9 protein-coding genes are annotated in these 11,751 nt (G+C 46.9%); 4 read left to right on the forward strand and 5 right to left on the reverse strand.

The genetic code is table 11. The features are described from left to right. The first annotated feature begins 110 nt into the window (after window positions 1-110). Window positions 111-842 carry a SinI family restriction endonuclease gene (locus tag AACR41_RS14820; RefSeq protein WP_030006135.1) on the forward strand — a complete coding sequence of 244 codons (732 nt, stop codon included), beginning with the start codon at window positions 111-113 and terminating at the stop codon, window positions 840-842. On the opposite strand, the gene AACR41_RS14825 is transcribed toward AACR41_RS14820, so the two are convergent. After that, entirely contained in the window at window positions 823-2,223 is a 1,401-nt protein-coding gene (locus AACR41_RS14825; RefSeq protein WP_030006136.1) for a DNA cytosine methyltransferase, read from the reverse strand. The genes AACR41_RS14820 and AACR41_RS14825 overlap by 20 nt on opposite strands. A gap of 89 nt (window positions 2,224-2,312) precedes the next feature. Between AACR41_RS14825 and AACR41_RS14830 the strand changes: the two genes are divergently transcribed. Beyond that, a complete protein-coding gene (locus tag AACR41_RS14830) occupies window positions 2,313-3,062 on the forward strand; it encodes a hypothetical protein (protein WP_030006137.1) in 750 nt (249 codons plus the stop codon). A gap of 41 nt (window positions 3,063-3,103) precedes the next feature. Here AACR41_RS14830 and AACR41_RS14835 read toward each other — a convergent pair whose 3' ends face one another. Further along, window positions 3,104-3,625: a TolB family protein gene (locus AACR41_RS14835; RefSeq protein ID WP_030006138.1), complete on the reverse strand. Its 522-nt coding sequence runs from the start codon at window positions 3,623-3,625 to the stop codon at window positions 3,104-3,106. 78 nt (window positions 3,626-3,703) lie between these two features. Between AACR41_RS14835 and AACR41_RS14840 the strand changes: the two genes are divergently transcribed. Next, a complete protein-coding gene (locus AACR41_RS14840) occupies window positions 3,704-5,233 on the forward strand; it encodes a YifB family Mg chelatase-like AAA ATPase (protein ID WP_030006139.1) in 1,530 nt (509 codons plus the stop codon). A 6-nt stretch (window positions 5,234-5,239) separates the two neighbouring features. On the opposite strand, the gene AACR41_RS14845 is transcribed toward AACR41_RS14840, so the two are convergent. Next, window positions 5,240-6,964, reverse strand: coding sequence for an FAD-dependent oxidoreductase (locus AACR41_RS14845; protein ID WP_030006140.1), 1,725 nt, complete (start codon window positions 6,962-6,964; stop codon window positions 5,240-5,242). A 46-nt stretch (window positions 6,965-7,010) separates the two neighbouring features. Further along, window positions 7,011-8,420: an LCP family protein gene (locus AACR41_RS14850; protein ID WP_030006141.1), complete on the reverse strand. Its 1,410-nt coding sequence runs from the start codon at window positions 8,418-8,420 to the stop codon at window positions 7,011-7,013. Between the two features lie 295 nt (window positions 8,421-8,715). Here AACR41_RS14850 and moeB point away from each other — a divergent pair, with 295 nt between their 5' ends. Beyond that, window positions 8,716-9,891 carry a molybdopterin-synthase adenylyltransferase MoeB gene (gene moeB / locus AACR41_RS14855; RefSeq protein WP_012305997.1) on the forward strand — a complete coding sequence of 392 codons (1,176 nt, stop codon included), beginning with the start codon at window positions 8,716-8,718 and terminating at the stop codon, window positions 9,889-9,891. 232 nt (window positions 9,892-10,123) lie between these two features. Here moeB and AACR41_RS14860 read toward each other — a convergent pair whose 3' ends face one another. Next, window positions 10,124-11,221 (reverse strand): RpoD/SigA family RNA polymerase sigma factor, encoded by a 1,098-nt coding sequence (locus tag AACR41_RS14860; protein ID WP_030006142.1) that lies wholly within the window; start codon window positions 11,219-11,221, stop codon window positions 10,124-10,126. Window positions 11,222-11,751: the final 530 nt, after the last annotated feature.

Genomic DNA, 11,751 nt, shown 5'->3' on the forward strand with positions numbered 1-11,751 from the left:
GTGCCAATGGTAATTACGGAACTTATGACAGTGTACCGAAAATTCTGTTTACGGATCTCACAAATAAAGTAATGTACAATTTCTTCACTCAATAATGAGGAGAGTTAAAGTTGATTTTTAATCGGACGATAGCTAAACAAATAGCAAAACATGAAAGTAGTACAAACGACGACAGCGAATCTTTGATCAATCAATTCGTTGATATTTGTGATTTTTTGTCGGAATTTCCTGAGCAATTATCTTGGAGAACGAGTAAGACTAAGCCGAATAAGCCAGATGTAAATACAGAAGAAGGTCTAAAAATATTAGCTTCTTGCTATTTTTCTGCATACAGACGGTCTGATTTTCCGGCAGCACCCAGTACTGTTCCAGACGAAATGGTTTCATTTATTATGGAAAAAGCTTACGGTTATAGTCCCGAAAAATGTCAAGAAATAAAAATCGAGCACCAATACTCTATGTGTGCAGAAAATTGCGTCGGCAACTTGCTTGAGCGTTATATTCATGAACAGCTAAAAGATTATGGCTGGAGCTGGTGTTGTGGTGATTTTGTGAGAGCTATTGACTTCATTTATCGACAAAATGACGGTAGTTGGATATTACTCCAAATAAAAAATAGAGATAACTCTGAGAATTCCTCTAGCAGTGCGATAAGAGATGGAAGCAACATTCAAAAATGGTTTCGTTCGTTCTCAAAAGATATAAAAAAAGGAAGGACAAGTTTTACTCGTTGGGATAAGCTTCCGGATGCTATGCAAGGATATGATCTGAGTGAAGATGGATTTAAAAAGTTTGTTGCTTCATATCTTGCTACAGAGAAAGCTAAACTAAATTCAATGTAAGCTGTTTTTGCTCAGTAATTTCTTTCTTCCAATCTAAGTCACTTGTATTTTTGTAGCGTGAATATTTAAAACCCTCTAAATTTTTAATTTTGACTCCATGCAATAAATCAAAAATCAAAGTTCCAATTGCATAACCTAAACTAACTGGTACTGCATTACCAATCTGCTTATACTGCTGAATTAGAGATCCTGATAATTCCCAATCGTCAGGAAACTCTTGTATTCTTCTATATTCTTCAATAGAAAGAGGTCTATTTTCTGTAGGGTGGGCTAAGTCAGTTGCTGGCATTGCTGGATGTGTTACCAAAGTGGGTGACGGTTTATCCCATGCAAGACGGCGAAAAAAGCCTGTTTTTCCTCCCCCTGAGTAAAATGATTTACCCATCGCTTCCTTTTGTAAACTAATGGGTAAATCTTTCCAATTTTGACCAGGCTTAAGCAATCGATAATATTTCAATCTTTTTTCTGGAAAATTTAAATGATGGTGTTCTTTAATCCCGATAGTACATGAACGAAATGTTTTCCATTTTGGTAAGCTGAATTCACCATTTTGAGAATGTGTTGGAATCAAGAAAGGTGGTCTCCCACCATTTCGCGAACAAATTATAATAACTCTTTCACGGATTTGTGGACTTCCAAAATTAGCCGAATTATAGAGATTGAATGAGAAAGAGTAGTTTGAATTTTTTATTCTTTGAAGAATGAAATTGAGTGCGCCGCCTTTTTTCTCATAATCATTTAGTGGTGGGAAATTATCCCCTCTTTGATCATGGGGTCTATGTATTAAAGGGCAAGATAATAGACCTCTAACATTTTCGATGACAAAATATTTGGGTCTTAAATCGAGACATAGCTCTACATATTTCAAAAAAACATTTCCTCTACTATCATTAAGCCCTTGGCGTTTTCCAGCAGTACTAAAAGCTTGGCATGGAGGACCACCAATAATCAAATCAATATCATCATCTTTTTTTAAGCCTGCAGCTGATTTGATTTCTGAAGCATTATACTGAAGGATATCACCCAACAATGCTGCATCAGGCTGGTTTAGAGCAATAGTTTGTCTACAAAATTTATCTATTTCGCAAGTTAAACGAATATCAAAACCAGCTTTGTGAATCCCTAGATCTAGCCCCATAGCCCCAGAAAAAAAACTGAGAGCAATTGGTTTGGAAGAAGAATTAATAGAATACGATTGACGATCTTCTGCTACTAAATTACCTGAACGTAATCCGTAGTTTTGTAGACTACCCTCATCCAGTAACCACATATTGCCGATTTTTTTAGATTGTATTTTTCCGGCACGACATAGAGTTCTAACTCTTTGCTCACTTACCTGTAATTGCTTGGCTGCAGTTTTGATTGTGAGATGGGTACGCATAGAATATTTCTTTCTCGAAACTAAAAATGCGTACCCATACTAGCATTGGATAAGCATTACTGGTGATGTTTTGTCTAGAATTAGGTGGTATGGCTTTAGAAAGCTACCGCAAACAAGTCCAAGCCGCCCATCCTGAAGTCACCATTACCGCCATGTATAACTGCCTCGAAAAAATGCGGAGTGGCGAACCCTTCACCGATGCAGACAGAGAATTTAACAACAAGGCCCTGATCACCACCCTCAAACAAATCCACGACGACCTCGATCAAGCCGTATTCCGCGCCTACGGTTGGGAAGACCTGATTCCCCTGTGGCAAAAAGTCTATGGTGATTTTGTCTCCCTTCCCAAGGGAGGTGCCGAAGGCGGAGGGATGGGAGATTTAGAGGGGTGTCAAACCGAGACCAACAACACCAAAACCAAAGAACAACTCGAACAAACCATCCTGCAAAGATTAGTCGATCTCAATGCAGAACGAGCCGAAGAAGAACGTAATGGTTTTGTCCGTTGGCTCCGTCCCGAATATCAAGCCCCCGATCAAGTCGTCACCCAGAAAGTCATAGAAGGTATTGGCGTAGAAGAGGAAACAAAAGAAGCCGTTATTGCCCCTCCTGAACAACAAAAATTCCCGACAAAACTCAAAGACCAACTCGCCGCGATCCGAGATTTATTGCGTACCCAAGGCGGCGAATGGACAATTACCCAAATTGCCGCCCAGTTCAAAGGCACAAGCGCAAAAAAATTAGAAACGATTCAAAACTGCCTAGAAATCCTCGAAGACCTCGGCGTCATTTTGAGTCACACCGAAACCGAAACCAAGTGCTACTACGCTACCCTCTAGTGATCAGTTGGTGCTGCATTAGCTAAGAAGGTCAGGAGATATTATTCGACATCCAATTGGCGGCCATTGCGATCATAAACGAGGATATCCCACTGGCCATTTTCAGCGGCTTCAAAGGCAATTTTAGACCCATCAGCACTAATGGTTGGATTACGTACTTCTTGGTTTAAGTTATCGGTTAAATTTCGCTTTTGTTCAAACTCGCGATCATAGAGATAAATATCAGATTCGCCGCGACGATTGACCGCAAACACAATGTAGCGACCGTCTTCAGAAACGGCAGGATGGGAGGCAATTTCATTCAGGGCATTTAGACCGGGTAAAAGGATTGTTTGCCTGGTACTGGTATCAAACAGGTAAATATCCTGGGAGCCGTTGCGGTCTGAGGCGAAAACGAGGTAAGGTTCGGCGATCGCCGGGTCAAATTCGAGGGCTCGACTATTTAAACTGCGGCCACCGGGATCAACGGGAAAATTGACAATGCGCGGATAACCAACGCAGCTCTGGAGCAGCAAACCAAGGCTACCGAGGAACAAACTGCGTAGAAAAGGAACATAGCGCATAGGTCAAAGGGAAATCAAAGGGCGGGCGATCGCCAATTTTTCTATAATATTGTCCTAACAGCACACTAAAACAGAGCCATGCTAGCAAAAATTTGGAGTGCCACCATTGTCGGGGTCGATGCCCTCAGGGTCGGGGTGGAAGTGGATATTTCCGGCGGCTTACCGAAAATGATGGTGGTCGGACTGCCGGATACAGCAGTACAAGAATCCCGGGAACGGGTCAAGGCCGCCCTCAAAAATTCTGGCTTCGGCTTCCCTGTGCGCAAAATTTTAGTCAATCTCACCCCCGCCGATCTCCGCAAGGAAGGCCCTAGTTTTGATCTTCCCATTAGTGTGGGCATTTTGGCCGCGACGGAACAAATTGAAACAACGCTCCAGGAAGATTTTTTATTCCTGGGGGAAGTGTCCCTCGATGGCACCCTCCGGCCTGTGGCGGGAGTTTTACCGATCGCCGCCGCCGCCCAAAAGTTAGGGTTTAAGGGGATGGTCGTTCCCATTGCTAACGCCCAGGAAGCAGCAGTCGTAGCGGGTCTAACGGTTTATGGCTGTGGAAATTTAAAGGAAGTGGCGGATCTGTTGGGGGCACCCCATAAGCATCAAGCTGTAAAAATCGATATCCGAGAGGCGATCGCCAAAGCTGCCCACCTCGTCCCCGATCTCAAAGATGTCAAGGGCCAAACCCTAGCCCGTCGCGCCCTGGAGATTGCCGCCGCTGGGGGCCATAATCTCGTTTTTGTGGGGCCACCCGGTAGCGGAAAAACGATGCTGGCTCGAAGATTACCGGGCATCTTGCCGAAACTGTCCTTCGATGAAGCCCTAGAAGTGTCGCAAATTCATTCCGTCGCTGGTTTACTCAAAGATCGTGGCACATTGGTAACAGCACGCCCCTTCCGCAGCCCCCACCATTCCGCCTCTGGCCCTTCCCTCGTTGGCGGCGGCAGTTTTCCCCGCCCTGGGGAAATTTCCCTCGCTCACCGGGGCGTATTGTTTCTCGACGAACTAACTGAGTTCAAACGTACTGTTTTAGAGTTTTTGCGGCAACCCCTAGAAGATGGTTTTGTCACCATTTCCCGCACCCGTCAGTCAGTGGAATTTCCCGCCCAATTTACCCTCGTTGCCAGCACCAATCCCTGTCCTTGTGGTTATTTTGGCGACCCGATCCAAGCTTGCACTTGCAGTCCCCGCGCCCGTGAACAATATTGGGCAAAATTATCGGGGCCGTTGATGGATCGCATTGATCTCCAGGTAGCGGTCAATCGCCTGAAGCCAGAGGAAATGATGCAACAGGGTGTCGGTGAAGATTCTCACACCGTCGCAGAACGGGTTAACCAGGCGCGACAGATTGCCCAAGTGCGATTCCAGGATCACCCCCAAGTGCACTGCAATGCGGAGATGACGACGAAGGATCTGCGGCAACATTGTGGCCTTGACCAAGGTAGTCGTAATTTACTCGAAGGGGCAATCCGTAAGTTGGGGTTATCGGCCCGGGCCATGGATCGGATTCTGAAGGTATCCCGGACAATTGCCGATTTAGCCGCAGCTCCAACCATCCAAACGACCCACATTGCCGAAGCGATTCAATACCGCACCATCGACCGAATGCAGTAGCAGGTTTTAGGCAATGTCCTCAAGGACAAACCAAGGGGCGGCCTTGTTAATTCTGCCGATCGCCTGAATTTTTTGGGGAGTCTGCAAATTTCCCAGCCATTGGTGCATCTGGGGATCAAGGGTTACCACCTGAATTGGTTTCGACTGATCGGGTAAGGCGATCGCATATTGGCAATTACCTTGGGGAAAAATTTCACCGCTGTAGAGTTTTGCCTGGGGTGTGGGTTCTGAGACAAACGGCCTGCGATCGCATAAACCATTTTCAGGATATTGTTCGGGATGATCGAGGTAAAACCGTTGCCACTTTAGCCATTCGGGATGGTCAAAGGCCAAATTATACAAAGGGATCACTGCTGCGGGCGCAAAATTATCTGTCAATAACTTTTCCTGAAGTTGCCGGACATCAATCTCTTTTGGGGCGCACCGATTTTGAATTGCCAGGGCCGCTGCTTGGCCTGCTGCCTGACCAAGATTGAGTACCAGGGGTTGCAAGCGTGTTGCCCCGTTGGCGATGTGGGAAACGGCGATATTTTTTTCGCAGGCGATTAAATTTTCCACCGTGGCTGAACACAGAGCCATGTAGGGAATCGTAAAAGGAGTACCTGTCCAGCGGCCGCCCCAGGGGATCGACTTTGGCGTGAGGGGAAACTCAAAGCCCGGATAATGGTGGTCATTGGCGTAATTCCCAACGGCAATTGCTTGGACTTCTCCGGCTGAATTTAACGGCAAAGGTGCAACAGTACCCTGGGGTAAAATTTGCTGCTCCGTAAGGGTTTCTGTCCCGATCAAGCGCCGACTTTCCCGGAAATAGGGCATCAGGGCAAAACTGCCGCCGTACAAGTCATGGGGAAAAACGCCCGTCGCTAGGCCATATTTGCCGCCAGATGCTTGGTAAATGTAATCCGCAAACGCCAAACTGTGGGCCTGGGCTTCCCGATAAAAATCAAGGCGTTGCTGGGGATCTAAAAGGCGATCGCCCCCCAAACCAAAATCATTGCCAGCGAGGGGCCAGTTGATCATGTAGTGGCCATTGGGCAAGCCCCCATAATTCAGAAAATGCTCCAGGCCATATTTTTCCCAAGCCCCTTGGAATATCGAAAAATCCTTATTACTGGCGGGAGGTCGTCGGCCATTCTCTTTAAGATAAAAAACCCAGGTGGGCGACTGCACCGGGTAGGTTTGTGTCATTTCGTTTGGGGCAGTAGGGGCGCTGGGTTCCTGAAATTTCTCTGACCGATCCCAACCCCAACGGTGGGGCACCTCCCCCAGGGCCAGTAGATCCCCCAATTCTGTCCCGTCGAGGATAATGTCCGCCTCAATCCAATAATCTGGAAAACGTACCGCACAAAGGCGATCGCCTTGTCTTTTGACTTCCAGGGGGATCTGTCCCGCAATCCAGGTTAACTGCTGCTCTGCTTTAACCCAATCTGCAAAAATCTCAGCTCCAACTCGCGGCTCAAAAGTGAACATACTCACCCAACTGTGATCCAAGCCTGCTTGCTGATGTCGCCGTTGTAGCTCCCGGAGAAAAGCGCCCCAAAGTCCTGTCTGCCAGGCCTTGAGTTCATTGCCATCCGGTGCCGCAACCCCTGCCGCCGTGAGCATCCCCCCCAACCAGGGAAACTCACTCACCAAAATTGTCTCAATTCCTTGTCGCGCACATTGAATTGCTGCGGCTATCCCCCCGGTGCCGCCCCCGACCACCAAGACCTGCGTCCGTAAGTTTTCCATTAATTTGCTTAGTGTTTAGTTTCTAATCGATTCAATTACTTTCAAATTAATTGGACACAAACGATTCCTGGGATCGTTCCAGCCAATCTTGGCCCACACGGATCGTAAAGTCCGATTCAATTTCGCCGATGGAAGAAGCTTCAACCCTGCCCGTACCTAGGTTTGCTAGCAGTTGATTCGCCCCAGCCACATTTCCCTGTTGGGCAATCACTTGGGTTTGCTCAAGGCGGTCTGGATAATCACTCGACAAATAAATATTCGTAAAGCCCTGGGTCTGCAAAAATTCCGACACCTGCCGCGCCATTCCCGGTGAACCAGAGGCATTTTGAATCGCAATGCGCACGTTGTTCGTTAAAGTGCCATCATTTTCGCCGGGGGCTGACCAGACGGGCGATTCCACCGCGAAAAATTCTGTCATCACCTGATTTTTACCCTGGTCAGAAATAATCCAGTAACTACGGTTATATTCACCCACGTCACTAAAGCGCCCTGGGAGCATCACCATCTGAAAATTTTCTGGCTCAAGCTGTCGTGAAAAATTCATCAATGCCAGCATTTCTTCCCAGGTTAGATTCGTATCAATGTGTTCACGTACTAAACCAATCAGAGCCGGAAGACGGGGAATAATCGCCGGGGACTGGATTTTTTCCCGGAGCGCTTTGAGGAGTATCTGTTGGCGTTGTACCCGACCAATGTCACCATATTGATCCTGCCGGAAGCGGACAAACTGTTCTGCCTGTTCTCCATCTAGCACTTGCCAGCCTTTTTCGAGGTTGATCTCTAGGCCTTGGGTCTGGTCTGTGTATTGCATATCCGCTGGGACAAATACATTAACTCCCCCCACGGCATCAACCAACTCTTTGAAGGTGTCGGTGGTCAAACGCACATAGCGATCGACTGTCACACCATTTAAGGCGTCACTCACAACCTGGGCTGCCAACTGACCGCCACCATAGGCATTGGCTTCATTAATTTTTGTAATGCCCACATTGGGAATTCTGACTTGGCTATCCCTGGGGATCGAAAGCATATTGACTTGTCCCTGTTCTGGCTCGAAGCGAACTAAGAGGATTGTGTCGCTGCGTCCATTAAATTCGGCTTCTGGATTCTCCGTCCCTTCGACGCGATCAACCCCCATCACAAGGACATTCACGGGGCGACCCAAGCTGTAAGTCCCTAATTGCCGTAAACCGTCGGTTGCAAGGCTTCCCAGGGGAGCTGGCAGAAAAGGTAATACCAATTGGGCAATGGGGGTATAGACGGCGATCGCCGTTCCTAAAGAAGCAGATAGGAGAATCGTCCCCATAAACCCAACCCCCCATGACAGTCCCTGCACAAAAGGCGAAAAAACCTTAGATTTGGGGTGGCGAGAGAGATTGCGGCGCGGTGATCGAAGAAGCTTCGTGGAGCCTTTGCGGGGATGATCCCCATTCGTAACTTCCTGACCATGAACCATAAGACCGTTTCTCCTAGGGATCAATACAAAATTATCCCGCTTAGTGAATCCTAAAAGCGACTATACCCCGTCAATATAATTTGACGCAGTGTTGCACAATGCTTTCCTCAAAAAATACCAATAAATTCATCAATCGTCGCCTATTCCTGAGCAAAATATTTTCTGCCCAAGGCACAATCCCTTAAGTTAACCTAGAATCTAACCCCACAACGCAGTAGACTAAAAGACTGCAATCGTGTTCTTGGTCGTGACCCCAGACCGCAGACTCTAAAATATTTCCTCAGAACACCCAAAAATGTTAAATCCTAATTTAGACACTATAGAACTAACAAAGGATGACTACGAACGCTATTCACGGCACCTAATCCTGCCGGAAGTGGGCGTAGATGGACAAAAGAAGCTTAAAGCCGCCAGTGTCCTTTGTATCGGTAGTGGTGGTCTCGGCTCGCCATTACTGCTCTACCTTGCCGCTGCGGGAATCGGTCGGATTGGTCTGGTCGATTTCGACATTGTAGATTTTTCTAACCTGCAACGCCAAATCATCCACGGCACCTCCTGGGTTGGCAAGCCCAAGATCCAATCGGCGAAAAACCGAATCCTAGAAATTAATCCCTTCTGTCAAGTCGATCTCTACGAGACCCAGATTAATTCTAGTAATGCCCTCGACATTATTAAAGATTACGACATCGTTGTGGATGGGACTGATAATTTTCCCACCCGTTATCTCACGAACGATGCTTGTGTGCTTTTAAATAAGCCCAATGTCTACGGCTCGATTTTCCGGTTTGAAGGCCAAGCCACCGTCTTTAACTACGAAGGCGGCCCCAACTACCGTGACTTATATCCCGAACCTCCGCCACCAGGCATGGTGCCATCCTGTGCAGAGGGCGGTGTCCTCGGTGTATTACCAGGGATCATCGGCACGATCCAAGCCACAGAAACCATCAAGATTATTCTTGGGGCGAAGAATACCCTCAGTGGCAGACTTTTACTTTTCAATGCCCTCGATATGAAATTCCGGGAATTGAAATTACGTCCTAACCCAGAACGTCCTGTAATCGAAAAATTGATTGATTACGAACAGTTTTGTGGCATTCCCCAAGCAAAGGCAGCAGAGGCAGAACAGCAGGCAGCTATGGAAGAAATGACAGTTACAGAACTCAAGGCATTGTTGGACAGCGGTGCTGATGATTATGTTTTGATCGATGTCCGCAATCCCCATGAATATGACATTGCCCAAATTCCGGGGGCGACCCTGATCCCTCTCCCCGATATTGAGCAAGGCGATGGGGTTGATCAGGTCAAGGAATTACTGACAGAAGGGAAAAAGTTAATTGCCCACTGTAAAATGGGAGGCCGCTCAGCGAAAGCTCTCGGTATTCTCCAGGAAGCAGGCATTACAGGCATCAACGTCAAAGGTGGGATCAAAGCCTGGAGTGAAGAAGTTGATGCTAACGTTCCCTTGTACTAGACAGTCTTGGGAATGAGGCTACAGGTTGGAACCACCTAAAATCGTTGAAATGATTATTAATTCATAAAAAGCGCGCCCGCACCAAGCGGGTTTTTTTGTGGGCACAAAAGCAATAAACCATAGAAAAAACCCCTCTTAAATATTACAGAGGGGCTACGGGGGCAAAAGCGAAAGGAGGAATAATCTAGGTTGGCGATCGCCAAATCCATCCGGTAAAGATTAATTTAGGGGATCAATACAGCCAACTTTTGAGGCGGCGGGCCACCTGGGGACGCCGTAGCTTGCGCATCGCCTTACTTTGGATTTGTCGTACCCGCTCCCGGGACAGATTAAACATTCCACCCACTTCTTCGAGGGTATGGGGCTGCTCAGAGGAGAGGCCATAGCGGAGGGCAATGACTTCTTTTTCACGGTCAGTGAGCACGTCACCGAGGACATCCCAAAGTTCTTGGCGCATCATCGCTTCACTCATCCGTTCTTCGGGAAGTTGAAGGCCATCATCCTCGAGGAGATCAACCAGTTCCGTGTCTTCGCCTTTACCCACCCGGTGGTTCAGGGAGAGAGATTGACGCCGGAGCTGAAGCAGTTGGTGGAGTTGATCAGCGGTAATATCGAGTTCTTGGGCCAATTCCGCTTCGGTTGGATTCCTTTGCAGGCTTTGTTTGAGCGTCCGTTGGGCTTTTTTGAGTTTGTTGAGCTTTTCGACGATGTGGATCGGTAAGCGAATTGTCCGGGCATCATTGGCAATGGTGCGGGTAATCGCCTGGCGAATCCACCAATAGGCATAGGTCGAAAACTTGTAGCCTTTGTTGGGGTCGAATTTTTCGGCGGCACGGTTAAGGCCGATCGCCCCCTCTTGAATCAGATCTAGAAACGGTACACCCCGGTTGAGATAGCGCTTCGCAATGGAGACCACAAGACGCAGATTGGAGCGAATCATCTTCCGCTTCGCCACCCGGCCTTTGTACAGGGCAGAGTTGAGCTGTTTAACCGTTTCGAGGCCAAGGACACTCGCCCATTCTTCATTGGTAGGCGATCGCCCCAATTGTTCCTGAAGTTCAAGGCGACGCTCTTCGGCATCATTGAGGAACTTAACACTGTGGGCCAGTTGAATTTCTTCGTCTGGCTTGAGGAGAGGGTAGCGGGCCATCTCTTTAAAAAAAGCACCGACAGTATCCTCATTGCGACTACGGACTCCCCGCAAATTTGTGAGTTCTGTCTCTGAAAATTCCGCTTCAACCATTGAATTGCTCGATTCTAATTCAGTGGCTTGATGGCTATCTTGAGCATACACAGGGTCAAGACTGTTGGTTGTGGTTGTGTCGAACATAATCCTACGAAATAAAGAGTCAGGGGATGTGTGGTGGGAAGCGAGGATTAGCTAAAGAAAAACAAAAATAAGCAGAATTCAATACCAAATAATCGTTTATCAGGATGCAGCTAAAACAATTTCAAGGAGCAGACAGTTCATTCCTTAGAACTGTTATACCTGTTTGAGCTCTGGGAATGTAAATAAGCTTTTAATAAAAATCAACAATTGCAGCAATTAGTAAAGGTTTCTGGGAAAAATCCGAGACTTTTCTCAGAATTAATGTAGCAGATGGTTGAGTAGAATATGGTTTTGTTAAATACAAAATTAAGGTTTTGTTGAGTGGATCTTTTGCCCAGGGAAGTTGTGTAAATTTTTCTTAAATCACTTGCCAAGCCCAAAAAGATCGGTTGCCCATCAAAATAGCTTGACATAGCAGACTAGCGGCATCTGCATTATCAGCGACACTTCTTTTAAGGATTATTTAATGTGATGTAATCCAGGAAATTTCAAGAAAATTTAGTTTTGATTAGTAAAGATAAACTCTCATA

This window comes from Picosynechococcus sp. NKBG042902 (assembly GCF_963864045.1).
In the GTDB taxonomy this organism is placed as follows: domain Bacteria; phylum Cyanobacteriota; class Cyanobacteriia; order Cyanobacteriales; family MRBY01; genus MRBY01.